The sequence below is a fragment of the Chromobacterium alkanivorans genome, from assembly GCF_016937655.1.
GTDB classification, from domain to species: Bacteria; Pseudomonadota; Gammaproteobacteria; order Burkholderiales; family Chromobacteriaceae; genus Chromobacterium; species Chromobacterium alkanivorans.
Map to the genome: position 1 here is coordinate 1 of NZ_JAFHKL010000018.1, position 25,422 is coordinate 25,422.

At 62.2% G+C, this 25,422-nt stretch carries 20 protein-coding genes and 2 riboswitches; of the genes, 9 read left to right on the forward strand and 11 right to left on the reverse strand.

Annotated features, from left to right (window positions below; genetic code table 11):
- Positions 1-188 precede the first annotated feature (188 nt).
- On the reverse strand, positions 189-734 hold the full coding sequence (locus JW897_RS22290) for a hypothetical protein (protein ID WP_205467683.1): 546 nt from the start codon (positions 732-734) through the stop codon (positions 189-191).
- 125 nt (positions 735-859) lie between these two features.
- Positions 860-2,509: a methyl-accepting chemotaxis protein gene (locus JW897_RS22295; RefSeq protein ID WP_205467684.1), complete on the reverse strand. Its 1,650-nt coding sequence runs from the start codon at positions 2,507-2,509 to the stop codon at positions 860-862.
- A gap of 352 nt (positions 2,510-2,861) precedes the next feature.
- Between JW897_RS22295 and JW897_RS22300 the strand changes: the two genes are divergently transcribed.
- The 4 genes from JW897_RS22300 (at position 2,862) to JW897_RS22315 (ending at position 5,145) form a co-directional block, all read left to right on the forward strand.
- Positions 2,862-3,083, forward strand: coding sequence for a hypothetical protein (locus JW897_RS22300; RefSeq protein ID WP_205467685.1), 222 nt, complete (start codon positions 2,862-2,864; stop codon positions 3,081-3,083).
- Positions 3,080-3,544 (forward strand): type II RES/Xre toxin-antitoxin system antitoxin, encoded by a 465-nt coding sequence (gene parS / locus JW897_RS22305; protein WP_048412277.1) that lies wholly within the window; start codon positions 3,080-3,082, stop codon positions 3,542-3,544. The genes JW897_RS22300 and parS overlap by 4 nt, the downstream gene beginning before the upstream one ends.
- Positions 3,541-3,981 (forward strand): type II RES/Xre toxin-antitoxin system toxin, encoded by a 441-nt coding sequence (locus JW897_RS22310; protein WP_205467686.1) that lies wholly within the window; start codon positions 3,541-3,543, stop codon positions 3,979-3,981. The genes parS and JW897_RS22310 overlap by 4 nt, the downstream gene beginning before the upstream one ends.
- Before the next feature lie 252 nt (positions 3,982-4,233).
- Positions 4,234-5,145 (forward strand): BPSS1187 family protein, encoded by a 912-nt coding sequence (locus JW897_RS22315; protein WP_205467687.1) that lies wholly within the window; start codon positions 4,234-4,236, stop codon positions 5,143-5,145.
- A gap of 343 nt (positions 5,146-5,488) precedes the next feature.
- Here JW897_RS22315 and JW897_RS22320 read toward each other — a convergent pair whose 3' ends face one another.
- The 3 genes from JW897_RS22320 to JW897_RS22330 all read right to left on the reverse strand — a co-directional run bounded on the left by JW897_RS22320 (position 5,489) and on the right by JW897_RS22330 (position 10,431).
- Positions 5,489-7,744 (reverse strand): nSTAND3 domain-containing NTPase, encoded by a 2,256-nt coding sequence (locus JW897_RS22320; protein ID WP_205467688.1) that lies wholly within the window; start codon positions 7,742-7,744, stop codon positions 5,489-5,491.
- 170 nt (positions 7,745-7,914) lie between these two features.
- Positions 7,915-9,741, reverse strand: a complete 1,827-nt coding sequence (locus tag JW897_RS22325; protein WP_205467689.1) for an ATP-binding protein — start codon at positions 9,739-9,741, stop codon at positions 7,915-7,917.
- A 252-nt stretch (positions 9,742-9,993) separates the two neighbouring features.
- Positions 9,994-10,431, reverse strand: a complete 438-nt coding sequence (locus JW897_RS22330; protein WP_205467690.1) for a hypothetical protein — start codon at positions 10,429-10,431, stop codon at positions 9,994-9,996.
- 376 nt (positions 10,432-10,807) lie between these two features.
- Here JW897_RS22330 and JW897_RS22335 point away from each other — a divergent pair, with 376 nt between their 5' ends.
- Positions 10,808-11,119, forward strand: coding sequence for a hypothetical protein (locus JW897_RS22335; protein WP_107732003.1), 312 nt, complete (start codon positions 10,808-10,810; stop codon positions 11,117-11,119).
- Between the two features lie 77 nt (positions 11,120-11,196).
- Here the strand turns inward: JW897_RS22335 and JW897_RS22340 are convergent, their stop codons facing one another.
- From JW897_RS22340 to purU, 6 genes are all read right to left on the reverse strand, one after another.
- A complete protein-coding gene (locus JW897_RS22340) occupies positions 11,197-11,490 on the reverse strand; it encodes a hypothetical protein (protein WP_205467691.1) in 294 nt (97 codons plus the stop codon).
- A 359-nt stretch (positions 11,491-11,849) separates the two neighbouring features.
- Complete coding sequence (locus JW897_RS22345) at positions 11,850-12,701, reverse strand: aminoglycoside 6-adenylyltransferase (protein WP_205467692.1); 852 nt, start codon at positions 12,699-12,701, stop codon at positions 11,850-11,852.
- Positions 12,702-12,818: 117 nt separating this feature from the next.
- Positions 12,819-14,750, reverse strand: coding sequence for an elongation factor G (locus tag JW897_RS22350; protein ID WP_205467693.1), 1,932 nt, complete (start codon positions 14,748-14,750; stop codon positions 12,819-12,821).
- Between the two features lie 187 nt (positions 14,751-14,937).
- Positions 14,938-15,672, reverse strand: a complete 735-nt coding sequence (locus tag JW897_RS22355) for a trimeric intracellular cation channel family protein (RefSeq protein WP_231589184.1) — start codon at positions 15,670-15,672, stop codon at positions 14,938-14,940.
- A 202-nt stretch (positions 15,673-15,874) separates the two neighbouring features.
- Positions 15,875-16,057: riboswitch (glycine riboswitch) on the reverse strand.
- A 1-nt stretch (position 16,058) separates the two neighbouring features.
- A riboswitch (glycine riboswitch) is annotated at positions 16,059-16,145 on the reverse strand.
- A gap of 136 nt (positions 16,146-16,281) precedes the next feature.
- Complete coding sequence (locus JW897_RS22360; protein ID WP_205467694.1) at positions 16,282-18,822, reverse strand: DUF3141 domain-containing protein; 2,541 nt, start codon at positions 18,820-18,822, stop codon at positions 16,282-16,284.
- Positions 18,823-19,061: 239 nt separating this feature from the next.
- Positions 19,062-19,928, reverse strand: a complete 867-nt coding sequence (purU, locus tag JW897_RS22365; protein WP_205467695.1) for a formyltetrahydrofolate deformylase — start codon at positions 19,926-19,928, stop codon at positions 19,062-19,064.
- Positions 19,929-20,160: 232 nt separating this feature from the next.
- On the opposite strand from purU, the gene JW897_RS22370 reads away from it, so the two are divergent.
- Genes JW897_RS22370 through JW897_RS22385 form a run of 4 tightly spaced genes read left to right on the forward strand, consistent with a single transcriptional unit; the run spans position 20,161 to position 25,418 of the window.
- Positions 20,161-21,414: a sarcosine oxidase subunit beta family protein gene (locus tag JW897_RS22370; protein ID WP_048412285.1), complete on the forward strand. Its 1,254-nt coding sequence runs from the start codon at positions 20,161-20,163 to the stop codon at positions 21,412-21,414.
- Between the two features lie 11 nt (positions 21,415-21,425).
- Entirely contained in the window at positions 21,426-21,722 is a 297-nt protein-coding gene (locus tag JW897_RS22375; protein ID WP_048412286.1) for a sarcosine oxidase subunit delta, read from the forward strand.
- Complete coding sequence (locus tag JW897_RS22380) at positions 21,719-24,733, forward strand: sarcosine oxidase subunit alpha family protein (protein ID WP_205467696.1); 3,015 nt, start codon at positions 21,719-21,721, stop codon at positions 24,731-24,733. Before JW897_RS22375 ends, JW897_RS22380 begins: the two co-directional genes overlap by 4 nt.
- Complete coding sequence (locus JW897_RS22385) at positions 24,726-25,418, forward strand: sarcosine oxidase subunit gamma (RefSeq protein ID WP_205467697.1); 693 nt, start codon at positions 24,726-24,728, stop codon at positions 25,416-25,418. The genes JW897_RS22380 and JW897_RS22385 overlap by 8 nt, the downstream gene beginning before the upstream one ends.
- Positions 25,419-25,422: the final 4 nt, after the last annotated feature.

Genomic DNA, 25,422 nt, shown 5'->3' on the forward strand with positions numbered 1-25,422 from the left:
TGACCAGGTGATGGTGATGAATAAGGGCGAGGTGGTGGAGCAGGCGGACGCGGACCAGATCTACCGCGAGCCGCGGCAGAGCTATACCCGCAAGCTGTTGGAGTCCATCCCGCAGGGCTGGGTGGGGATGGCGCCGGCCTAAATCCGCGTTTGCCTCAGCTAAAAACCGCCGGTTTCCCGGCGGTTTTTTATTGCCCGGCCAGCGCGCGGAAACCGTAATGCAGCAGCGCGTAAGCGCCGAACAAACCGCAGGCCAGCGCGCCGTAAGCCAGCGCGGAGCGGCCGGCGTGGCTCAAGTCCGTACTGCTGGGCAGGCAGCCGTCCCAGCACTGCGCCGCCAGAAAACCCAGGCCGGCCGCCGCCGGGCTCAGCCACGGCCAGCGCGCCGCCAGCGCCAGCAAGCCCCAGCCCAGCGGCAGCAACAGCAAGGGCGCGATGCCGATGGGCAGCGCGTTCCACCACGTCAGCCGGCTGAAGCCCACCTGGCCCAGCGTCAGCTGCCGGCCGTTGCGGCTGGGCCACACGCTGAAGCGGCTGGGCCGCGCCCGCAGCAGCAAGCCCACCAGAAAATGACAGAGTTCGTGCAACACCGTGCCCGGCAGCGACAGCGCCACATAGGGCCAGAACCACGCGCGGCGGCGCAACTGGCGGCTCAGCAACAGGAATAGCGCCGGCCACAGCAGCACGGCGGGAGAGGCGGCGAACGGCGCGTACAGCGGTTCTAGGGCGGACATGTGGAGAAGAGGGCGGGCGAAAACCCGGATTGTGGCATGAGGGCGCGGCCGGACCAAGCCGGACGCGCCCTCAAGTTTGAGAGGCTGGGTTTTAGAAGGCGTTCAAGGTTTGAGCCTTCTTATTTTTAATCGGCGCGGAAGCGGTTGATCGCCGCATCCAGCCCATGCGCCAGGCCGGACAACTGCTGCGCCATCGCGGAGGACTCCTCCACCGACAAGCCGTTTTCCGTGCCCATATTGGCGATGCGCTCCACGTTCTTGGCGGCGTCGTTGCTGGCCGTGCTCTGCTCGCGCATCGCCTCGGCGATCTCGCTGGTTTTCTCCAGCAGGCGGGTGGACAGCACCCGGATCTGCGCCAGCCGCTCGGACAGCGTGCCGCTCAGCGCCACGCCGGCCTCCACCCGCTCGGTGGCTTCGCGCATGCTGGCCACCGCCGTGGTGGTGTCGCCTTGCACCGCCTTGATCTTCTCGGAGATTTCGCCGGTGGCCTGCGCGGTGCGCTCCGCCAGCTTGCGCACCTCATCCGCCACCACCGCGAAGCCGCGGCCGGTTTCGCCGGCGCGCGCCGCCTCGATGGCCGCGTTCAAGGCCAGCAGATTGGTCTGCTCGGCGATGTCGTGGATCACGTCCACGATATTGCCGATCTCATCGGAACGCTGGTTCAGGCCAATGATGATGGTTTCGGAGCGGCTGATCACGCTGGCGATCTCGGACATCTGCTGCGCGGCCTGGCCGGCCACCTCGCTGCCGCTGACCGCCTCGTTCATGCTGCTCTTGGCCTCGCCGGCCATTTCCACCGCGTGCTCGGCCACCAGGTTGATGCTCACCGTCATCTCCTCCACCGCGGCGGCGGTGGACGAAGACGCGTCGGTTTGCACCTGGGACGCCTCGGCAATGCGCTGGGACACGCCGGACAGCGCGTGGGCGGTGTCGTTCACCTGCTTGGCGTCCTCGCGGGTCTGTTGCAGGAAGGCGCGCAGATTGCCCAGCAGCTGCGCCAGCGCGCGGCCGGTTTCGCTGACCTCGTCGCGGCCGGTCTGATCCACCGTCACCGTTAGGTCGTTTTTCTCCGCCGCATGGCGCATGGTCTGCTGCATGGCCTGCAAGGGGCGGGTGATGGAGCGGACGATGGCGAAAGCCAGGGCTACGCCTAGCACCAGGGCCAGGCCCAGGATGGTCAGCATCATGTTGCGGGTGTTCTTCATGCTGACCGCCAGCGCGTCCTCGGCGGCCTGCGCGGACTCGTCGGCCAGCTTGCTCAGGCTGTTGAGCGCGTCGCGCGCCTCGTACAGCTTGGGCTTGAACGGCGCGATGCCGGCGTCGCCGACATTGGCCCGGCTGATTTCGCCGCTGGCGATCTTCTGATACAGACCGTTCATGCCCTGCTCGTAGCCGGAGAGGCCGGTCAGCATGCTGTCGAAGGTTCTCTGGTGATCCGCCGCCATGGCCATGGACTTGGCGGCGCCGGCCTGGTTCTTGAACTCGGCGATGTGCTTGTCCAGCAACTGCTTGTTGGTCTGGATGCTCTGGTCCGAATTGTCCGGGTTGCCGATGCTGATGAAGATGTTCTTCTCATCCTGGCGGATGTGCAGCATGCTGCTCTGCATGGCGTTCATCTGGTAGCGGAACGCGATTTTCTGGTCAAACAGCGAGGTCAGCTCGCCATCCATCTGGTTCAAGGACCACCAGCCGGAACCGCCCACCAAAGCCACGGCAAACAGCAAGCTGCCCGCCAGCGCGGCGATGCGCTGGCCAATCGTGAATTGACTTAACATAATGCCCCCCATTGGTGCTGATATTCATCTTTTTTCATAGCAAACGCATATGAATTGGCGATTGCATCAATGTGTGAAGACGCAGCGCTTCGTGCTGGCATGGACTCCAGCTTGGCCGGGACTCTGGAACATCAGGAATGGGCCCACAGGCCGGAACGACGGAGTGTTTCAATGCCAGCGCCTCTCCTCGTGACGAAGGGGAAGCGGAGCGACTTCATTGAATAGGCGCAATCATAATTCACGCCGTACCGATAGTCCTAATGGTTATTTTTGCATCGCAAAACGGGAACATAGGGTGTATGCCGGGTCAAGCCGGGCAAGGCGGGGGACAAAGGCCGGGCATGGGGTCGATATGAGGTTTTTTCATGTCCACGGCAATGTAAAAGGCATAAAATCCGCATTGCCGTTTTCAAACGTCAAAAATCAGGCCGGCGCAATCAAAGCATCCGGTTTGCATGCGCTGTTGCATTTAGAGCAAGGCTTGGGCGCCGCCGGGCAAGCCACGCCCTTGTTTTGTTTGAGCAAAATGCCGATAATTAACGGGCAAATTGCCAAATACAAGGAGGGACCATGAAAGCGCTGCAAGTATTCGTGCCGGAGACGCCGGTCCCGCCCATGGTGGAACACAGCCTGTTGCAGGAACTGAGCGTGTTGGTGGGGCAGGAAATGCTCAACGATTTCGACGTGGCCAAAGTGGTGGAACTGGGCGTGGACACCGGCATGCTGGAGCGCCTGGTGGACGCCGGCCTCAGCCGCGGCGAACTGGAGTTCGTCATCCCGCCGCGCACCCTGTCCCATCGCATCAAGAAGGGCCAGACGCTGAACACCGAGGAATCCGAACGCGGCGTGCGCGTGGCCAAGCTGCTGCTGCTGGCGGAAGAGCTGTTCGGCGACAAGGACGCCGCCGCCCAATGGCTGCGCAAGCCGCTGCATCGCTTTGAGGGCAAATCGCCGCTGGACATGGCCCATACCGAACCCGGCGCGCGGCTGGTGGAGCAACTGATCGCCCAGGCCAACGAAGGCTACGCCGCGTGATCGTCTGGCGCATCAGCCGCTACGCAGACCTCAACGGCCTGGGCGGGCTGCGCTGGCCCGGCCGCTGGCACCCCGCCGGCCAGCCCATCGTCTATCTGGCGGACCACCCGGCCAGCGCCATGCTGGAAGCGCTGGTGCATCTGGAAGTGTCCATCCTCCCGGCCACCTTCACCTTGCTGCAAGTGGAGCTGCCGGACCGCCTGGTGCAGACGCTGGACCAGGCCAGCCTGCCGGAGGACTGGACGCTGCAACCCGCGCTCACCCAGAGCCTGGGCCATCACTGGCTGCAACGCCAGGCCTCCGCCGCGTTGCAAGTGCCCAGCGCAGTGGCCCCCAACGCCCACAACTACCTGCTCAACCCCCTCCATCCCGACGCCGGCGCCTGCCGCATACTCAGCGTGCGGGACGTGCCTTGGGATGTGCGCCTGAGGTCTTGATTAAGCCCCAGGGCAGCTTCCCCGCGTGCGCATTCCACATGCTCATCGGTTCTCGCCTTGTCTGGCGCTGGCTCGCGAGACCTTAAACTTGTTCATGGAAACAATCGTAAACAAACTCTTGGCCTAAACCCGCCATGCCACGCTTTTGCGCGCAGAGTATGGCGAGTAGAGTCTGAGCAAATTAGCCAAGGGTTCATGCAAACCCAGGCCGTCGGGGCAATTCAATCCACTTATCAAGATGCGAGGAATGCGATGACAGACTGGGTCAAATGGGCCGGCAAGACAGCCGCGGCGGCATTGCTGCTTAGCACCGCCACGGCGGCATGGGCGGACGCCGTCCGCAAGGACATTCTCCCCGCGGACACCGATGGCCGGATTGTGGCGAACAGCGGGCCGCACATCGTTTTTTCAACGGAGAGGGGCGGGCGGGCGCCGTTGCTGGTTTTCCTGCCCGGAACCGGCGGCGAAACCACGCGCACCGTGGTGGGAGAACAGGCCCTTATCGACACCGCGCTGGCCCAGGGCTACCGCTTCATTATCCTGTCCTACATCGACACGCCGGCGGTTTCTCAAGTCTGCACCCGGCCGGTGCTGGCGACCAACCCAGACTGCGCGGAGCAACTGCGCCAGAAGCGCGCCTTTGGCGAAAACACCACCGCGCTGATTCAGGACAAACCCAAAGACGCCATTGTCCATAGACTGGCCGCTCTGCTGCGCTACCTGGCCAAGACCGATCCCCAAGGCCGTTGGGAACAGTATCTGGACAAGCAAGCGATAGACTGGAGCAAGATCGTGCTGTCCGGGCAATCCCAAGGCGGCGGCATGGCCGCCTACATCGCCAAGCGCGTGGCGGTCCGGGGCGTGATCGACTTTTCCGGCGGCTGGGACATGCGCGCCAACAACCGCATCGCCTCCTGGTACTCCTCCCCCGGCGCAACGCCGCCGGACAGATTGTTCGGCACCTATCACGTGCAGGAAAACTTCGCCTCGGCCATCCGCCTCTCCTACAACGCCATGCGCATCCCGGCGGACCACCAGTTCGCGCTGAACAAGCCGATACGCCGCCCCAATGCCGACAACCCCGGACATGGCGAAGGCGCCAGCAATCCGGTGTACCGGGAGCTGTGGCAGGAGATGTTGGAGCAGCTTAAGCGGGGAGAGTGAGGGGCTGTTATGGGAGGGCGGGGCGAGGCTGTGGTGGTAACGCCCAGCCTTGTGCCAATGCTTATGGCTACATGTTCGCTTCTAGAATCCAGACAGAGGAGTCAATTGAATTAGTGCCTGCCTTTGCTTGTTGCCGGCATGATAATTTGTTCTGTTTCGCTATTGTGGATGCTTGTCGCTAGGTGGGCTGAAGTTTTTTTGAGGGGGGGATTAAGCCTAGTAGTTGTTGCTCAGAGTCTCGAAATCGGCCATTGTTGACATCCGCATGCATGATACAAGGTGGCTGTTTTCGCATAGGAAACAGCCACAAAAGAATCTAGTAAACGAAGGGTGATGCACTTTCTTACTGATCTACATCATCGAAGACGCTACGCCCTGTTGTGCTATCCACCTCAATAGCCTCCTCCGTATCTAGCTTTTCATATTCGGCATCTTCTATCTCATTTCCAAGTTCTCGAACCAGTTCTTTTATTAAGTTGCGAAGGGAAGTAGCCTTTTTCTGGCTATCCTCATCGAATCTTTCATTCATCTCAATGAAAGCAAGTGTTCCATCTACTTCTGAAAATAATTCTTCAGGATCACTCTCTCTATCCCAGTCGTCCTTCAGTTCTTCGAGAATAAAATCGCTATTCTCCAAAATAGACTGCGAAATATTGTCGATTGTAGTAGTTTCCTCTTCGGTGGTAAGTAGCCCGCCAACGCCAAAATTCATAGCAAATCGGCATGAATACTCTCGCTCTGAAATTTTGATAATTTTATTGACTGCCACTTGCCGGATTTCATTCGAGAGCAGGCCGGCTTGACCTAATCTTGACAAGATTATCATTCCAGCATTATGGGGGGTGATGCGCCATGCCGATTGTGGGATGCATGAGGAAATGTCCTTCCCAGAGAAATACTCTGCAATAAGGTCTGGAGGGCAGCGCGTGGCCAGAAAAGCTTTTATTGGATCAGACCAAGGAGTCCAAGGAGGATTATATTCATTTAATTTTTTTATGATTACATCATACCGATCTGGAGGAACTATAATCTTGGAGCCTTGAATGGATGCTGTGCCGCAGCTTACTTCTAAAAGCATTTGCTCAGTACTTACTCCAGCAAGATAAACATCAATCAATTCAGGATTACTACCCACTAATGTTGCGTATGCATCGCGAATGGTTGGATGTCGGAATGTCCAATACTCAAAAGAGCCATCCCGAATCTTTTTTAGTAGCGAGTCATCCAAGCTGATTAGTGCCGCTTTTACCTCACCCAAAGTTACACCCATTAGATCGAGTGTGCCAGTTACCTTATGGTCAGCGCTTACGGGGATCGGCAGCCTTCCACCTGCAATGAATACAAGACCAATCGCAGCTTTCTCGGCTGCAGCCAGGCTGCTTACGACATCAAAAAGTACCTTTACAGGCTTTTCAAAAAAATCCAGAACCCCCTCTCTTGTGGGGCTCAACTGTCCAGTGAATTTTGGATTTCCAAATCTACGAGCGATCTCTGGCAGAAATTTTCGAGTTTTCGCAGCATCCTCAAGGAAGGCTTTTACATCGGTCTTAAATTGAAAAGGTTGAGAACCAGCCTTTAAGTGACCGTACAGGATCATCTGTCGCTCGACATCAGTAAGCTTTTCGACTTGAATAACAACACGACTATCGTCAAATAATTCAAATGCGCTTATTTTGAGATCCCGCTTCGCGGCTGTAAAAATATAATCCCTTGAGGTGAAAACAACACGAGCCCCTGATTTAATCGCGGCTTTTAGTTTCGGTAAAAGTTGGTTCCACTCGCTGGAGCGATTGGCATCGTATTGAGTGGTACCAAAAGCATCATCTACCCACAGAAACTGCCCAGGATCATCTGGATTCCATAGTTTGGAAAAATCTGCTGGGCTACTAATCATCAGGGTTTGAAGCTTCCATTCATCTGCCGCAGATAAAGCCATTAGATTGGCAATCATTGTTTTTCCGCTAGCCGGCTCTCCCAAAAGTAGAACGAAACCATGCTCCCGGAGTGCATGAGCACATTGACGATAAGCTCCAGTTGGAACAAAACATCCCAGATCTGGTGCAATTGAGTCTAGAACCTCCCGTGCTTGCCGATAGGCTTGATGTGTAACGATCTGGGTCAAATCTCCTAGCCCATAGATTCGTGGTACCAAACGTCGAAGTTTCGGGTTCTCCGCAATCGTTCTCCCTATCCACTCATTGCCAAAAATAAGAGCAGTCTTTGCTCCTGAGGCGATGATTCGTTTTTCTGCTTCCTCAGTAACACCTGCCGGCAGTGTATGGTTTGTCAATAGAAAATAATTGTCGCAAAGACCTGCAGAAGAAAGTCGTTTAACTTTATCGAGTTCATCATTAACGATAGAGATCGGCAAGTTATTGGATGGCTTACTGGTATGCTTGCATTGAATGCAAAAACTTCCCAAGAAAGCTTGAGATTTATCCTTTTGTGTCCACGAACCACAAAATGCTGCATCACGACCACCGTCTGCACCCTCAGCAAAAACCTGCAATGTCTGTCCGAGGATATCTCGAAAAATACAACCAACAAGGTCCTCAAAGGCCTTCCAACCTAGCAGATGTAAATCAAATGAAGTTGACATAAAAATTTGACGTTTCCTGAGTATATTAAACAGAATGCTAGATAATAAGCTTACGGAATCTCAACCATCTTGATGCGAGGAAAGCTGGCGTTCAATAAGCAAGGAGCGCGTTGTGCTCCATTTCAAATGGCTCTGAATAAAACTACTCCTGCATGATGGACAAGCATAGGTTACTGGATCATGTCTCGAATTTTGGTCATCCATCCAAGAACCTCACCTTGAGGGTCTCGCTCATGAATCCTTGCCGCAGTCATCAGTGGGAACGCTCGTTCAGCGAGGCGGAGCTTTGCCTTCGTATCGCCCATCACCGCGTCGAATCCCTGGAGCTCAGAATAAGCTTCCGAAAATCGTTTTGGCGTCGCCTTTCTATCTACTGGATGATCAGTCACCTCGACTTTAACATTGAAGGCTTCGAAGATAGCGTCCGAATGAAGATAGCTTTCAATTTCGTGCTTTTCTGTTTGTACGGCCCAAGAACCATCCTGCCTCGCATTCACCCTAGCAGCGGCTTCGGCGTAACTCGCAACATCACGGTCGTAGATATGAAACTCTTTTTTGTTTAGAGCTCGCAAGTAGTATTCATCAACCCAATGTTTCAAGGTTCCACCACCCAGCACAACGAACGCGATTCGCCCATCGTTATCTAGGTTTGGCAGTGAACTGTCTTCGGCGTGCAGCGCCTTGCTGAGGGCCTTTAACGCGGATACGTCAGTGGGACCTTCTACACATAGCAGTACCTTGACGCGGCTATCCGGTGTCACCCCAAGAGCTTCTGCAACAACACCGAAAACGTCTGCACCAGCCTGAATAACAGGCTTGTCTGTCTTGCTATCCCGGAAGATATAGCGAATGCTGTCATTTGGAAGATCCGCGGCAAACCCTGGACTGTGGGTCGTAAGGATGACCTGACATCCTGCTTCCAAGGAGAGATACTTGAACGACTCGATCAATATCCGCTGGTTGTTGGGATGCTGGGCAGTTTCCGGCTCTTCGATTGCGTAGATGATGCTGCGACGGTTGCTAATGCGTAGACGGCGTTCGGCCTCGGCCTTGAAAAAACTAACGAGAACAAGCCTTCGAACGCCGCTGCCACGTTTGTTCAGCGGAATGCCGGAATCAGTGTTAAGTCCGACGGAGAACAACCCCTGCCATTTGGCAGTTGTTGGGGGGGTGAATTCTGGACTCAATTCGCTGGCTAACCCAGGATCTATTGTTTTCAATGCTTCGTGGGTATTTTTAGCGATTTCCTCAGCTTTCTCTTGGACACGTTGCTGAATCTTAGCAATATCTGCCTGAACCTCGGCCAATGCAGCAGCAACAGCCGCTTTCATCGGGCTTTGCACTTCGTCATCGGAATCTTTGCTGCTTCTGTCGCTTTGAAAGAGAGCGAATATTGGAAGGTAACTCTCGATCTGGTCCCAGAGTCTCTTCGCATCTTCTTTGGCCTTACTAACAGGGATTGCCGTTTCCATGAGCTTTAAATCGCCTCCCGCGGCCCAGATCGCCTTACGCATTCCGGGATTGCCCTTTAGCGGCACATTCAGCTTCAACTCTTTGACTTTTGTCTGTAGGTCTTTTTCTTTGAGCTCGAGAAGATTTTGAAAACCGGGTGCAGAAGGGTGATTGGCAATCACGAATATTTCAAGCGATGGCTTCTTGTTGCCACAGTTATAAACCTTTTGAAGCTTCAAAGTTCCCATGTCCGTTAACAGGAATTCCTCTGCAAGGGATGTTTCAGCACCAGCATCGAGGATTAGCGAATCGGGAAAATCAGTAAACTCACAGGTGATTTCGACTGTTTCGATTCCGCTGCGTACATTCGCATCGCTTTGTTCAATTGAGACAACATCATTATTGAAAAAGATCTCCAAGGCCTCCAGAACCGATGACTTACCAATGTCGTTCCGGCCAACAAAGGTAGTGAGATCAGCAAAGTCAACATTGATTTCGCTCTCATAGCAGCGGAAGTTTTTCAGCGTAACAGCCTTTAAGCGCATTGGTCTCTCCCTTAGGCTCCGTGGATTACTGTTCGTTCTAGATGGCTATCATCGTACTATGCATGCCAATAAGATAATATTCCATTCGAATAAACACAAGCCAATTGATTCCACGAAGTAGTCCCTGGAAGATTAGTAGATCAACATTCGGAAGCTGACAGCTCAATCAGCTGGGGAAAACGTCCGCTTTGGCCGACAAGCCACCCCCCACCCCATAACACCAAACCCCCGGCTCTCGCCGGGGGGCTCCCTTTACTTACTCTTCTTCAACACCCGTCGCTCCAGCAAGGAGCGCTCCACCTGCGCCTCCATCATCTGGTGTTGATGGTCGGTGTAGGCGTAGACATTCATCCGTCGCGCGCTGAGCGAGATCAGCAGCTCCAGATGGTTGAAGAAGCCCAGCCAGTAGCCGCGCTGCTCGGTAAGGCTGAAGTCGATGTCGCGAGCGATGCGGCTGATCAGGCCCTGGCCCACGTAGGTGGGGTTGTCCTTGAACCATTGCAGCAGGTGGGCGGCGCATTCCCGGCCGTAGGCGTGGGCTTCGGCGGGGGTGGGCGGTGCCGGCGGCATTTGCCAGTAGTGCGGGTAGGTGCGTCCGGGTAGGCGGCTGACGAAGGGGAGCAGGATTTCCTGGGTTTCGAGGCCAGGGGTGCGGTAGCGCCGTCGGCGCGGGAAGGGGGATTGCGGCATGTCGTTACTCCTGCGATGAAACAAGATTAACAAGCTGCCTATCCGAGAGAGGATTTGGCAGGCGCGTGATGGGATTGGCATTACCGAGCCTGACGAACCCCGGCGAGCGCATAGCACTCTCCCTCCAAGCGCCTGCCGTTAAAGCATGGCAAAGCGCAAGCATGCGCGTTGATGCGCATGCCTGGGTCATCAGGCGTTTCGAGATGCCAATCTCGGTGCCGTGTTTTGCGGCACGCGGGGATTGTTGCCGACTATGCGGGCAGGGTCAAGGCGCGGTGGTTGTGCTTCAGCCGGCATGTGGAGCGGAACACGCCGGCTGGGGTTGCCAGCTATGGCGGACTAGAATCGATCGTTCTATTTCAGACGGAGCGTGAAAATGATTGTCAGAACATGGCATGGCTGTGTACCGCGGTGGCATGAGGCGGGGTTTGCCGCGCATTTGGAGCAAACCGGCATCCAGCACTCCAGAAGCATCAAGGGCAATTTAGGCGCGTTTGTCCGTCAGGAAGTGCAGGGGGAGTGGATGCATTTCTTTTTGGCCACTTATTGGGAGGACCTGGAGGCGGTCAAGGCGTTTGCCGGCGACAACTACCATATCGCCGTCATTTATCCGGATGATGAGCAGTTTGGCCTGTTGTCCGATCCTTATGTGTTTCAGCATGAGGTCAGCGAGATCACTCCGCTGTAACAGCCCGTTTGTGGCGGCTTTAGCCCTGTGCCGGCGTCGAGGCGGCCAAGTGGGACAGGGCCAAGCCCGCTCTGGTTTTAATCGCTATCGGCCTGCTGATCAGGGCCTGGCTGCGGTTGCGGCGTACTCGCAGATTCAGCCTGCCGGCGATCAACTGCCTCCGCCTCGTCCTGAAGCGGCGGCGCTTCCTGCTTCTCTCTTTTGAACATCTCGGGCGGGGTTGGCATTCGCATCAGTTGTTGCTGCATGCGAAAACTATCCGTCATGGCCTTGTTGATTTGGGTAAACGCCGGGTGGGAGGGTGAGAGTGAATCTGCGCTGACGGCCGCACTGTAAAGCGTTAGCGGCAGCAGAAGGGCGTGGATACGCATCTTGTTCCTGACAAAGTCTCTGGCCACGGGGCGTGGCGGTTTGCGGTATGGCTTGGCTGGCGTGCTTCCGTTGAGAGGAGGCGCGTGGCTGGGAAGATAGGCGAACGGCAGCGAACGCCTAAAAGATAGGGAATTCTATCTAACCATGCCCAAAGGTCAAGCCCAAGGACCATTCCCGCCTGGCGCGACGCGTGGGGCCGCCGCGCCGCTGTTGGTTTAGAGCCTGTTTACGATCTCGCGAGCTAGAGCGAGACAAGGCGAAAACGGCTGAGAAAGCGGAGTGTACAAATGGTACATGAGCATTTCGAAGGTGTTTTCAACGCCGTATCGCCGCAGCGCAGCAGATCGTAAACAGACTCTTAGGACGGCGCGTGGATCAAGTCGCGGATACCGGCTTCCACCGCTTCCGGGTAGTCGAAGCCGGCGCGGGCGGCCACTTCGCGCGCCGCTTGGCTGTATAGCCGCAGGGTGGCGTGGAAGGCGCGTTCGGTGTCGGCGGCGTCGAAGCGGCCAAACACCTGTTGCAGCGCCTGCCAGTGTTCCGGCTCGGCCCAGTGTTGCAGCCGGGCGCCGATATGCCAGCAGTCCGCCGCCGCGCCGGGGCGGCTGCGGGCGTGCCATTCCAGCATTTCCAGCAGCAGTTCCTTCATGGTCCAGTCGCGGTGTTTGACGACAAACAGCTCGCCGCGCGCAAGGTATTTGGGGATGTGAAAGGCCTCGAACCAGAATTCCTCCACTCTCTCGCGAAATACTTCCGCCGTGGGCTGCGCCGGCGCGGCGGGGCGGCCTTGCGGCGCGGGCAGGTCTTGGGTCACGCCGGTTTTGTCCAGCAGCACGCGGTAGCCGCGTTGGTACAGCGGGTCCAGCCCATGCTCGCGCATGGCTTGCAGCCGGGCGGGGCCGGCCAGGGTGAAGTCGATTTTGACGCCGTCGGCGTAGATGGCCAGGCGGGTGGGCCAGGCCTGGCCTTCGCCCAGGCGCAGCACGGTGAGCAGGGGGCCGATGTCGCGCAGCCAGCCGTCGTTGTCGGCCAGCGTTGTTGGGGCCGGTCCGATGATTTCCAGGTCCAGGTCCGAATGAATGTCGGCGCTGCCGTCGTCGCGGGCAAAGGAGCCGGTGAGGATCAGCGCGTCCACGTCAGTACGGCTTTGCGCCCAGGCAATGGCGGCGTTCAGGCGCTGGGCCTGAGGTGTGTTGGATTTGAGTGTCATGCAGTGCTTGCTGATAGCGAGGGGCTGGTGAATAGGCTGGCCGGTGGCGAGGAAGTTTCCCTGGATGAAAAAGACTGCCCGCCAGGCGGGCAGTCCGGAGCGCCGGGATGGGCGGGTTTAGCGGGACGCTGCCGTTACTGGCCGAAGCTGAGGGCCGGAGGCGGGGCGTGGACGCTTGGGCGGCGGCCCTTGCACCGCCTCGTAGCGGTCGAACATGGTTTCCAGCAGGCCTTCGCCGCCGGTCAACGGCGGCAGCAGTCCTTGCAATTGCTGCAGCTTTGCGGCGCGGATGCAGCCGGTCAGCAGGTAGCCGCCGGCCTGCTGTTGCGGTGGTTCCGGCTGCGCTTGCAGCGAGGCCAACGCGGACAGTATTGCGCTGAGCGCGTCGGCCGGCACCTCCAGCCGGAAGCGCTGGATGGGCTCGCACACATGGCTGCCGGCCAGGCGTAGCGCCTCCGCGAGCACCAGCGGCGCCAGGCCGCGGTGCTCCGCCGCGGTGGTCAGCGGCCCCCAGTGCCGGCGGCGGATGGAGTGGGTCATGGTGACGCGGCAATCCGTGACTTCCCAGCCGTACAGGCCGTTGCGCAAGGCGGCGCGCACTCCGTCTTCCACCGCTTTGAAGTAGGCGGGCGGCAGCATGCCTTCATGCATGGCCAGGCGGAATTCGACGCCGCTGCCGGCCGGCGCGGGTTCCAGGCGCAAACCGATGGTGGCGACGAAGGGGTTGGGCGCTTCCATCAGCGCGAAACCTACGCCGGACGGCCGCTCCACGCAGAGCGTGGTGGTCTCCCGGAATTCCGCCGCTATGCCGTAGTCGCTGGCCAGAGTTTCCTGAATCACCTCCTTTTGCACTTCGCCGTACAGCGACAGCGCCACTTCCTGGAGGCCGTCGTCCTGCCGCAGATTGATCAGCGGGTCTTGCTCCGCCAGCTGGCTCAGCGCGGCGTATAGCCGCCGCGCGTCCGCCGGATGGCGCGCGCTCACTCGGGTTTCCAGCGTGGGCGGGGAGAAGGCGCGCGCGGCACGCGGCCGCGCCGGGCCAAAGACGTCGCCGATGCGCGCGGCCTCCAGGCCGTGCAGCAGGGCGATCTGGCCGGCCTGGACGGACGCGGCGACGCGCGCTTCGCCGCGATCGAACACCTTGATGGCGGCGATCTTGTCCTGGCGGCCGCCCAGCGACAGCCGCTCGCGCAGCCGCAGGCTGCCGGTAAACAGCCGCGCATAGGCGATCTTTTCGCCGCCGCGCCCGCGTTCTATCTTGAACACCGCGCCGGACGGCGGTCCGTCTGCGTCGCCGGCGGCTGCCGGCAATAGTTCCGCGATGGCCGCCAGCAAGCCGGGCAAGCCGGCGCCGGTGGCCGCGGAGCCAAACAGCACCGGGTGCGCCTGGCCCCGCCGGGTTTGCCGCGCCAGCTCCGCGCGCAGCCGTTGGTAGGAGGGCGGCGCGCTTTGGCCCAGATAGGCGGCCAGGATGCGGTCGTTGTTTTCCGCCAGGGTTTCGGTCAGTCGGGCGCGAAAGGCGATGTGGTCCGCGTCATAGGCGTGGTAGCCGGCGCCAGGCGTGCCGATGTCCCGCGGTTCGCCTATGGCGATGGCGGATGGGCTGAGCTTGTGGGCGATTTGCCGCAGCAGGCTGTCGTGTTGCGCGCCCCGGCGGTCTATCTTGTTGACGAAAATCAGGCAGGGCAGCCCTTGGCGCTGGATGGCGCGCATCAGGATGCGGGTTTGCGCCTGTACGCCTTCCACGGCGGAGACGACGAGGATGATCCCGTCCAACACGTCCAGCACGCGATCCACTTCGGCGATGAAGTCGGGGTGGCCTGGGGTGTCGATCAGGTTGACGGACAGGTCTTCGATGGCGAAGGACGCCACGGAGGATTTGATGGTGATGCCGCGCTGGCGTTCTTGCGCGAGCGTGTCGGTATGGGTATTGCCCTGGTCTACGCTGCCGGCGGCCTGGATGGCTCCGGTGGTGTAGAGCAGTTGTTCGCTAAGGCTAGTTTTTCCAGCGTCGATGTGCGCGAGAATTCCCAAGTTTAGTGTACGCATTCAGCTCAATGCCTATGGAATGTCTGGTCATGAAGGGTTCCTTGTTGGTGAGCGGAGAGCGGTTACGCATGGGGTGTTCCTTTCAGTTACGGGGTAAAAAAGCTGATTTTATCTAGCGGGCGGCGCAGGGTAAAGCGCTACCGCGCGGCCCGGCTGGCGGTGCCTTTGCCGGGCGTTGTCCGCGTGTTCAGTGCAGATCGTGCCGATACATGAACACCGGCAGTCGCCATTCGCGCCAGATGGCGGCCAGGCGGATGGTGAGGCCGACGGCGAAGCTGGCCAGCACGTTGAGGTCATGCGGCACGCCCAGTTTGATCAGGCCCAGGTAGAGCAGGGCCACGGCGAAGGAGACGCTGGCGTACAGCTCCTGGCGGAACACCACCGGCACGCGGTTGCACAGCACGTCGCGCAGGATGCCGCCGGCGATGCCGGTGATCATGCCGGCCATCACCACCACCACCGGGTGGTAGTCCATGGACTGGGCCACGCCGCAGCCTATGATGGTGAAGGCGATCAGGCCCAGCGCGTCCAGCACCAGGAAGACGCGGCTGAGGCGTTTCATGTAGCGGGCCACGAACACGGCGGCCAGGCCGCCGGCGATGACGAGGCCGACGTATTCCGGGTGCTGGGTCCAGCCTATCGGGTAGCGGCCCAGCACGATGTCGCGCACGGTGCCGCCGCCCAGGGCGGTGAGGAAGGCGATGACTGTAACGCCGAAGATGTCCATATTGCGGCGGCCGGCCGCGAGCGCGCCGGTCATCGCTTCCGCGGTGATGGCGATCAGATAGATCAGGGTAAGCATGTAGTTGCAGTGGTCAAACAGGCTGGCGCCGAGATGAGCGGCGAAGCCGGGTGGGAAAATGGGTTGGCAATGGGCGGGCCATGCCAGGTGGCGCGCAGCCTGGGCGAGAGTTTCGAACATGGGTTTTCCTTGAGAGCTGGTGCACGATCTGCTGCGTTGCGTGAGACGTGACGCGGTGAGTACCGCTTCGAAATGCTCATGTACCATTTGTACATTCCGCTTTCTCAGCTGTTTTCGCCTTGTCTCGTCCTTGCTCGCGAGATCGTGAACACATTCTGAGCATGGCCGACGGACCGCGCATGGGCGCGACGCTGCCGGCATTGCCTCTCCCCTTGTCCTTTTACCTGAGAGTTAGATGACGGGCGCAGCCGGTGTGCGGGCCTTGCCGGATGTCACTTGCCCCTTCGGTGGGCGGCTAAGGGCCGGTCGCATAATCTGACGCGCTGTTGCTGAAGCGTAGCAGATGATGAACGAGCGCTTAGGGCCTCTCTCCAATCGGCTGGTATCCATGGGCTGCGGTACTGTTGCCTGAGCGATTATGGGAGTTTGCGTCTTCGGCGGGGGCGCATGCCCCTCTCTCCCGCAGCAGGCAAGGATATTAGCGTTTGCTGTATTGTTCAGTCAACGACTGTATACATGGGGCGAGGCAAAAATGTTGCAGTGCGATATCGACACAAAAACGCCCGGACGGCGGTTTGGCTGTCCGGGCGTTTTTGCGCTGCTTGATGCTTAGTTGCTAGGCGTTTTGGGCTTGGTCGCGCCGTTGCCGGCGGCGGGTTTGCCCGTGGCCGGGGTTTTGGCTGCGGGGGCCTTGGCCACGCTGGCTTTGGGTGCGGTCATTTTGGCGGTTTTGGCCGCCGCGGGCTTGCTTGGGGCCGCCTTGGCCGCAGCCGGTTTGCCGCTGGCCGGTTTGGCGGCCGGCGAGGGTTTGGCGGCGGCGCTGGGCTTGCCGGCGGTGGTCTTGGCCGGGGCTTTGGCGGCCGGTTTGCGCGGGGCCGCCGCTTTCTTGGCCGGCGCGCTGGCCTGGGCGGCGGGGACCGCGGCAGGAGCGGCCGCGGCTGTCGCTATTGCCGGCTCTGCGGGCGGCAGGATGGCCGGGGCCGCCGGTGCGCGGGTGTCCAGTTGCAGCGCGTGGGCCACTTGGTCCAGCCGCTGCTGCTGTTCCGGCGCGATATTGCCGCTCAGCGCCAGCAGTTCGTGCGCCAGCTGCCAGGCCTGGCGGCGGCGGTGTTCTTCCGGCAGCAGCTTGGGCAGGCCGGCCAGCGCGCGCGCCTCGTCCAGCCGCACCAGGAAGACCTGTTTGCGGGCGACTTCCTTCAGCTGCATCAGGGTCATCGGATGTTCGTGGCGGATGTCGTGCATGATGCGGCGGATGGCGTTGAACGGGCGCTCGTCTATGATGCCGCGGCCAATCGCCACATAGGTGAGCAGACGCACGAAGCCGTCGGCCAGGGTGCCGCTTTCATAGGCGGGGTCCAGCACTTGGCGCTTGAGTTGCAGCCTTTCCTGCTTGTCCCAGCTGTCGCTGCGGGCGGCGCGCGCCTCGCGCGCGGGCTGGACGCCCACGACGGAGGCCAGCCACGGGGATTCGTAGACGGCCTTGAAGCAGTGTTCGGTGGCGGCGTCGCGCAGATCGCGGCAGCGGTCCAGGCTTTGGGCGATCCAGCCGGACCATTGTTCTTGCAGCTTCCACAGCGGGTTGTCCGCGCTCACCGGCTGGCGATGGGCGCGCACGTATTCGGCGGCGGGCTTGAGCCAGCTGAGCCAGGGGTTGAGCGGGGAGATCAGCGTGCGTTCCAGCCGCGCCGGGTTGAGCTGGCGTTGGCATTGGGCGCCGGCTTCGCTGCTGACGGCCTGCAGCGCCGGGGAGATGAAGCGGTTGTAGATGCCCTGGTTGATTTCGGAGACGCGGCGCACCACTTCGAAAGCGCGCTCGTCCGCGCGGCCGTCGTCCAGCGCCAGGATGTCGGCCACTTCGCGCGCTTCGAAACGGATGATGTAGCGGCCCTTGATGTATTCCTGTCCCGGGGTGCCAGGGGCCACGTCTTCGATGACGGCTTCGTACAGGCCGGGGGCCAGCACGTCGATCAGGTCCAGCGCGCTGGCGAATTCGCTGTGCTCGCGGTTGGCGATGCCGGCGGAAACGAAGATGCCGAGGTGGCCCACTTTATTGTGCAGGCAGTAGATGATGGTTTGTTCGTTGTCGCGGATGTCGTCCGCGTTGTCGTACAGGTCCGGTATCCAGTTCAGCGCCTGTTGCGGCGGGGTGATGTTGTCGCCCCAGGAGGCGAACACGATGATGGGGGAGCGGATGTTGCGCATGTCCACGCGGTGCTGGTCGCTGCTGACGATCTTGCCTTCCACCAGGTGGTTGCCGACGAACAGCTGCTGGGAGATCCATTCCATTTCCTGCTTGTTCAACAGGTAGTGACCGCCCCACCAGCGTTCGAAGCCCAGGAAGCGTTCGCGCTCGGTGTCCACCTTGGCGTACAGATTGTAGGGCTTCTTCCACAGGGTGTTGGCCGGGTCCAGCTTTTCAAAGTTGTTGACCAGGTGGGCGCCGTCGAACTTGCCGTGGCCCAGGTCGCCGGCCAGCGAGGCGGTCCAGGTGCCGCCCAGCATGCCGCCGGAGTAGCGCATCGGGTTTTTGCCGGTGACGCCGGCCCAGTAGGACAGCGGGGTGCCCGCCAGCAGGATGGGACCGAACAGTTCCGGCGCCACCGAGGCGATCATGGCTACGGCCCAGCCGCCCTGACAGTTGCCGATGACGAAGGGCTTGCCGTCGCTGTCCGGGTGCAGTTCGTTGACCTTGCTGAGGAAGACGTATTCGGCGCGGCTGACGCTTTCTATGGTCTGGCTGGGCACCGGCTGGGGGAAGAACATGATGAAGTAGCAGGGGTGGCCCTGTTGCAGCGCGATGCCGATCTCGCTGTCCATCTTGAAGCCGCCGATGCCGGGGCCGTGGCCGGCGCGCGGGTCTATTACCACGAAGGGGCGCAGTGCCGGATTGGTGGCCGGGCAGCCGGCCGGGGGCAGGATGGCGGCCAGCGCGTAGTTGGCCGGGTCCGGCAGGCTGCGGCCGTCCAGGATGATCTTGTAGTCGAACACCAATACCGGCGGTTTGCCGCTTTGCACGTGTTTCAGGTAGTCCGCGCCGCGGTCATGCAGCACGTCCCAGTAGAGGATGCTGCGCTCGCAGGCGTCGCGCCAGTAGTCGGCGACAGGGTTGGAGGAGAAAAGCTTGGACCAGACGGCTGTTTGCGACCACATACGGCACCTCATGGTTGGTATGACGGATAACTGTCTACTGTACCCTGCTTTTGTTGCATTGCAATAGACAAAGTTCCTGTCAGAGCCTGTTCACGTCCCCGCGAGCAAGAGCGAGATAAGGCGTTGCGGCTGAGAAAGCGCGATGTACCCGCGGTACATGAGCATTTCGAAGGGGCACCCACCGTATCACGCCTGACGACGCGCGGCGGATCGTGGACAGTCGCTTGGCCGCTCAAGTGTCAGCGTAATACCACAGTGCGCCGCTCGGTGATGAAGACGCGCCGCTCCAGATGGCAGCGCACCGCGCGCGCCAGCGCCTGGCATTCCATGTCCCGGCCGGCGGCTTGCAATTGCTCCGGGCTGTAGGCGTGGTCCACCCGTTCCACCACTTGTTCGATGATCGGGCCTTCGTCCAGATCGTCGGTGATGTAGTGGGCGGTGGCGCCTATCAGCTTGACGCCGCGCTCGTGCGCCTGCTGATACGGCCGCGCGCCCTTGAAGCCGGGCAGGAAGGAGTGGTGGATGTTGATGGCGCGGCCGGCCAGCCTGGCGGCCGCGGCGCTGGACAGCACCTGCATGTAGCGGGCCAGCACCAGCAGCTCCGCGCGGCAGTCTTCCATCAACGCCAGCAGCGCGGCTTCCTGTTGCGGCTTGTTGTCCGCGCTGACCGGCAGGTGATGGAAGGGCAGGCCGTAAGCCGCGGCGATGGGGGCGAGGTCGCGGTGGTTGGAGACGACGGCGGCCACCGTCATGTCCAGATCGCCCATCTTCTGGCGGTAGAGCAGGTCGTTCAGGCAGTGATCCAGCCGGGACACCATGATCAGCACCCGCGCGCGCTGGCGCCGGTCGTGCAACCGCCATTCCAATTCTTGATAGTGGCCGCCCATCCGCGCCATGCCCTCGTTCAGCCGTTCCGGGGCAAAGTCCGGAAGCTGCGGGTGGAATACGCAGCGCACGAAGAAGCGTTGGCTGCGGGCGTCGTCGAACACCGCCAGCTCGTCGATATAGCAGCCTTGCTGTTCCAGCAGCGCGGAGAAGCCGGCCACCTGGCCGGAGGCGCTGCGGCAGGCGAAGCTGAGCACATAGGAGGGGAGGTCTGCGTTCATGGGCGTTTCCTTGTGATGGGCGGCATGGCGTCCCAATCTAGACGCGGCCCTGCTCGGGCGCTGTTCACGATGCGTCCGCTTTGCGTGGATTCCGGACATCGCGGTGTCGTCTGCGGGCAAGAGCCCGTCCTTTTCAGCCAAATGCGCCGGCCGCGCCGCGTTGAGAATGAGGCTTCCTTCAACCCCGATATCACCGGCGCGGGCCCATGGCGGCCCGGCAGCGGGAGCTCAGATGGCAAACCGATACTCGCTGTGGAGCCTGATCCGGCACGGACTCAGCCACCATCAGGGCTGGCAGCCGGCCTGGCGCAGTCCGCAGCCTGAAAAAAACTACGAGGTGATCATCGTCGGCGGCGGCGGGCACGGCCTGGCCACCGCCTATTACCTGGCCCGCGTGCACGGCATCCGCAAGGTGGCGGTGCTGGAAAAAGGCTATCTGGGCGGCGGCAACACCGCGCGCAACACCACCATCATCCGTTCCAACTATCTGTGGGACGAATCCGCGCTGCTGTACGAGCACGCGCTCAAGCTGTGGGAGGGGCTGTCCCAGGAGCTGAACTTCAATGTGATGTTCAGCCAGCGCGGGGTGATGAACCTGGGCCACAGCCTGCAGGACATGCGTGACATCGAGCGCCGGGTCAACGCCAACCTGCTCAACGGCGTGGACGCCGAGCTGCTGTCGCCGCGGGAGATCAAGGAGCGGGTGCCCTTGATCGCCACCGGCGGACACGCCCGTTACCCGATCCTGGGCGCCAGCTACCAGCCGCGCGGCGGGGTGGCGCGCCATGACGCGGTGGCCTGGGGCTTCGCCCGCGCCGCCAGCGAGTTGGGCGTGGACATCATCGAGGAATGCGAGGTCACCGGCCTGTTGATCGAGGACGGCCGGGTGCGCGGGGTGCAAACCGGGCGCGGCGAGATCCGCGCCGACAAGGTGGGCTGCGTGGCCGCCGGCAACAGCGCCGTGCTGGCGCGGATGGCCGGCTTGCGGCTGCCGCTGGAGAGCCACCCCCTGCAGGCTTTCGTTTCCGAATCGCTGAAACCCTGCCTGGACACGGTGGTGATGTCCGGCGCGGTGCACGGCTACATCAGCCAGTCGGACAAGGGCGAACTGGTGATAGGCGCCGGCATAGACAGCTATCTGGGCTATGGCCAGCGCGGCAGCCCGCATGTGATCGAACACACGGCGGCGGCCATCATCGAGCTGTTTCCCTCGTTTTCGCGAGTGAGGATGAACCGGCAGTGGGGCGGCATCGTCGATGTGTCGCCGGACGCCTGTCCCATCATCGGCAAGACCCGGATCAAGGGCCTGTATTTCAATTGCGGCTGGGGCACCGGCGGCTTCAAGGCCACGCCCGGCTCCGGCCATGTGTTCGCCCACACCATCGCTAATGACCAGCCGCACCCGTTGAACGCGGCTTTTGCGCTGGAGCGCTTCGCCTCCGGCCGCTTGATAGACGAGCACGGCGCCGCCGCCGTGGCCCATTGAGGGGGAGGCTTATGCTGCTGATTCACTGCCCGCACTGCGGGGAGGCGCGGGAGGAGGAGGAATTCGCCTACGCCGGGGAGGCCTTCATCGTCCGCCCGGCGGCGCCGGAGCAGGTGGACGACGAGACCTGGGGCGATTATCTGTTTGGCCGCAAGAACCCGCGCGGCTGGCATTGGGAGCAATGGCAGCACGCCGCCGGCTGCCGCAAGGTGTTCGCCGTCCGGCGCCACACCGTCAGTTACGAGATCGCCGGCAGCTGGACGCTGGCCGAGGGCAAGGCCCGCTATCGGCAGGAGGATCAGGCGTGAGCGGCTACCGCATCCATCGCCCCGGCGAGCGCATCGACCGCAATCGGCCGCTGGCCTTTAACTTCGACCGCGCGGCCTATCACGGCTTCGCCGGCGACACCCTGGCCTCGGCGCTGCTGGCCAACGGCGTGCGGCTGCTGGGCCGCAGCTTCAAGTACGGCAGACCGCGCGGCATCGTTGGCTTCGGCGCGGAGGAACCCAACGCGCTGGTCCAGCTGGAGAGCGGAGCCTTGAGCACGCCGGATCTCAAGGCCACCCAGGTGGAGCTGTACCAGGGCTTGCAGGCCAGCAGCGGCCTGGGGGACGCCTCCTGGGGAATGCGGCTCAAGGGCGCGCTGGGCAGGTTGGAGCGCTTCCTGCCGGCGGGCTTTTATTACAAGACCTTCATGCGGCCGGCGAGCGCCTGGCCGTTCTACGAGCGGCGCATCCGCGAAGCCGCCGGCTACGGCGAAGCGCCGCGGCTGCCGGATGCCGAGCATTACGATCACCTGCACCACCATGTGGACGTGCTGGTGGTGGGCGGCGGCGCGGCCGGCTTGTGGGCGGCCACGCTGGCGGGGCGCGCCGGCCTGAAAACGCTGTTGCTGGACGAGCAGGCGGAGATGGGCGGCTGGCTGCTGAGCGAGCGCCGGCAGCGCATCGACGGCCTGGAGGCGATGGACTGGGCGCGGCAACGGCTGAGCGAGCTGGCGGCGCTGCCCAATGTCCAGCTGCTGCCGCGCGCCACCGTTTTCGCGCTGCACGAGGGCAATCTGGCGCTGGCGGTGGAATTGCTGCAAGACCATCTGCCGCCGTCCGAGCGCGATCCGGACCGACCGCGCCAGCGCCTGCACAAGATCCGCGCGCGCCAGCTGGCGCTGGCCAGCGGCGCCATCGAACGACCGCTGGTGTTCGGCAACAACGACCTGCCCGGGGTGATGACCGCCGCCGCCGGCCACAGCTATCTGAACCGCTACGGCGTGGCGGTGGGGCGCCGGCTGCTGTTGCAGACCCAGAACGACGCCGCCTACGACGCGGCGCTGGAACTGGCCCTGTCCGGCGTGGCGGTGACGCTGGCCGACGTTCGCCCCGACGGCGCGGCGGCCTGGCGCGGCCGCGCCGCGCGGAATGCCGGCGTGGAACTGCTGACCGGTTACGGCATCGCCCGGGTGAACGGCGGCGCCGGCGTCAGCGGCGCGGAACTGGTGAAGCTGGCCGCGGACGGCCGGAGCGTGGCCGGCAAGGGGCCGCGGCTGGAGGCGGACGGGGTGCTGTCCTCCGGCGGGCTCAGCGCCACCGTGCATTTGTTCTGCCACAACGGCGGCCGCCCGCTGTGGCGTCAGGACTGCCTGTCCTTTGTCTGCCCGGACGAGGGCCGGCCCGGCGTCGCCTGCGTCGGCGCGGTCACCGGGCGTTGGGATTTGGGCGAGGCCCTGGCCCAGACCCACGCCGCCATGCTGGCCCAGCTCGGCCTGGCCGCCGGCGGCCAGGGCGCCGCGCCGCGGGTGGAGGCGGAGGAACTCGCCGCGCCGCGCGAAATCTTCCGGCTGCCGGACGGCCGGCGCGAAGGCGTCGGCGCCAAGGCCTTCGTCGATTACCAGAACGACGTGGCCGCCGCCGACATCCATCTGGCGGTGCGCGAGAACTATCGTTCCATCGAGCACGTCAAGCGCTACACCGCGCTGGGCTTCGGCACCGATCAGGGCAAGCTGTCCAACGTCAACGGCTTCGCCATCGCCGCCGAGGCGCTGGGCAAGCCCATCGTCGAGGTGGGCACCACCACCTACCGGCCGGCCTACACCCCGGTCAGCTTCGGCGCGCTGGCCGGCGCCAACGTCGGAGACACTTTCGATCCGCGCCGTTACACCGCCATGCACGACAGCCACGCGGCGCGCGGCGCCGAATACGAACTGGTGGGCCAGTGGCTGCGGCCCTGGTATTTCCCGCAGCCGGGCGAAGACCTGCACGCGGCGGTGCGTCGCGAATGCCGCGCCGCGCGCCAGGGAGTGGCGGCGATGGACGCCTCCACCCTGGGCAAGATCGACGTGCGCGGCCCGGACGCGCGCGAATTTCTAAACCGCGTCTACAGCAACGCCTGGAGCAAGCTGGAGCCGGGCAAATGCCGCTACGGCCTGATGCTGGACGAAAACGGCATGGTGATGGACGACGGCGTCACCGCCTGCCTGGCGGACGACCATTTCCACATGACCACCACCACCGGCGGCGCGGCCCGGGTTTACAGCTGGCTGGAACGCTGGCACCAGACCGAGTGGCCGGAGCTCAAGGTGCGCTTCAGCTCCATCACCGATCACTGGGCCACCGCGGCGCTGGTGGGCCCGCAAAGCCGGGAGGTGTTGCGCAAGCTGTGCACGGATATTGATTTCGACCCTCAGGCCTTCCAGTTCATGGAGGGCCGCGTCGGCACCGTGGCCGGCGTGCCGGCGCGAGTGTTCCGCATCAGTTTTTCCGGCGAACTGGCTTATGAAATCAATGTGGACGCCGGCTACGGCCGCTATCTGTGGGAAGAGGTGATGCGGGCCGGGGCCGAATTCGGCATCACGCCCTACGGCACCGAGGCCATGCATGTATTGCGCGCCGAAAAGGGCTTCATCATCGTCGGCCAGGACAGCGACGGCTCGATGAGCCCCAACGATCTGGCCATGGGCTGGGCGGTGGGCATGAAAAAACCGTTCAGCTTTCTCGGCCGCCGCTCCTTGTTGCGCGCCGACACCGCCGGCGCAGGCCGCAAGCAGCTGGTGGGCCTGCTGACGGAGGACCCGCGGCTGGTGCTGCCGGAAGGCGCGCAAATCCTCAACGACCGCGACGACGCCGCGCCGGCGGCGATGCAGGGCCACGTCACCTCCAGCTATCACAGCGAATGCCTGGGCCGCTCCATCGCCATGGCGGTGTTGAAGGACGGCAGCCGCCGCGAAGGCGACACCGTGCAAGTGTGGTGGCGCGGCCGCTGCGAGCCGGCGCGGGTGGCGTCCGCGGTTTTCGTCGACAAGGAAGGGGAGCGTCAACATGCCTGAGTCCGCGTTCAAGCCCTGGCTGGAATCGCCCTTGCATCGTTTCGCCTTGGGGGACGAGGCCGAGCCGCGCCGCGCCGACAGCCGCGCCTGGGGCAATGAGGCGCCCAATCTGGGCTACGCGCTGCTGCGCGGCGACGGCGCCGAGGCCGGCTTCCTGGAACTGACGGCGCGGATCACCGGCCTTGAGCCGCCGCGCCGGCCCAAGGCCTTGAGCCAGGGCGAGGGCGGCGCGCTGCTGTGGCTGTCGCCGGACGAATGGCTGCTGATCAGCAGCCGCCAGCGGCTGGCCGCCTGGCTGCCGGCGCTGGAGCGGGGTTTCGCCGAGCGGCGGGTGTTCGCCCAGGCGCTGGATGTCAGCGGCGGCTTCACCGCCGTCTACCTGTGCGGCGAGCCGCATCTGGCAGTGCTGCGCCATCTGGGCGCTTACGATTTCGAAGCGCTGCGGGCGGGTCAGGGCGTCGGCACCTTGCTGGGCAAGGCGGTGGTTCAGGTGCTGCGCCTGGACGGCGACGGCGTGTTCGTGGTGTGCCGCCGCAGCTTTGCCGACTACGTCTGGCTGCTGTTGCGGCGCGCGGCGCGTCCTTACGGCTTCGCGGTGTGCGAGCTGCCGGAGGACGCCGGCCATCCGCTGTGGGCGCAACTGGCGCAGCCGGCGTTGGCGGCGGTCCTGAGCGAGAGCACTTAAAAAG

Bases quoted from the DNA above. Each gene is read 5' to 3' on its own strand.
- JW897_RS22315 (WP_205467687.1), top strand. From the start codon at position 4,234: ATGACAGACTGGGTCAAATGGGCCGGCAAGACAGCCGCGGCGGCATTG.
- JW897_RS22325 (WP_205467689.1), bottom strand. From the start codon at position 9,741: ATGCGCTTAAAGGCTGTTACGCTGAAAAACTTCCGCTGCTATGAGAGC.
- JW897_RS22355 (WP_231589184.1), bottom strand. From the start codon at position 15,672: ATGTTCGAAACTCTCGCCCAGGCTGCGCGCCACCTGGCATGGCCCGCC.
- JW897_RS22330 (WP_205467690.1), bottom strand. From the start codon at position 10,431: ATGCCGCAATCCCCCTTCCCGCGCCGACGGCGCTACCGCACCCCTGGC.
- purU (WP_205467695.1), bottom strand. From the start codon at position 19,928: ATGAACGCAGACCTCCCCTCCTATGTGCTCAGCTTCGCCTGCCGCAGC.
- JW897_RS22375 (WP_048412286.1), top strand. From the start codon at position 21,426: ATGCTGCTGATTCACTGCCCGCACTGCGGGGAGGCGCGGGAGGAGGAG.
- JW897_RS22345 (WP_205467692.1), bottom strand. From the start codon at position 12,701: ATGACACTCAAATCCAACACACCTCAGGCCCAGCGCCTGAACGCCGCC.
- JW897_RS22320 (WP_205467688.1), bottom strand. From the start codon at position 7,744: ATGTCAACTTCATTTGATTTACATCTGCTAGGTTGGAAGGCCTTTGAG.
- JW897_RS22340 (WP_205467691.1), bottom strand. From the start codon at position 11,490: ATGCGTATCCACGCCCTTCTGCTGCCGCTAACGCTTTACAGTGCGGCC.
- JW897_RS22290 (WP_205467683.1), bottom strand. From the start codon at position 734: ATGTCCGCCCTAGAACCGCTGTACGCGCCGTTCGCCGCCTCTCCCGCC.
- JW897_RS22385 (WP_205467697.1), top strand. From the start codon at position 24,726: ATGCCTGAGTCCGCGTTCAAGCCCTGGCTGGAATCGCCCTTGCATCGT.
- JW897_RS22300 (WP_205467685.1), top strand. From the start codon at position 2,862: ATGAGGTTTTTTCATGTCCACGGCAATGTAAAAGGCATAAAATCCGCA.
- JW897_RS22295 (WP_205467684.1), bottom strand. From the start codon at position 2,509: ATGTTAAGTCAATTCACGATTGGCCAGCGCATCGCCGCGCTGGCGGGC.
- parS (WP_048412277.1), top strand. From the start codon at position 3,080: ATGAAAGCGCTGCAAGTATTCGTGCCGGAGACGCCGGTCCCGCCCATG.
- JW897_RS22335 (WP_107732003.1), top strand. From the start codon at position 10,808: ATGATTGTCAGAACATGGCATGGCTGTGTACCGCGGTGGCATGAGGCG.
- JW897_RS22360 (WP_205467694.1), bottom strand. From the start codon at position 18,822: ATGTGGTCGCAAACAGCCGTCTGGTCCAAGCTTTTCTCCTCCAACCCT.
- JW897_RS22350 (WP_205467693.1), bottom strand. From the start codon at position 14,750: ATGCGTACACTAAACTTGGGAATTCTCGCGCACATCGACGCTGGAAAA.
- JW897_RS22370 (WP_048412285.1), top strand. From the start codon at position 20,161: ATGGCAAACCGATACTCGCTGTGGAGCCTGATCCGGCACGGACTCAGC.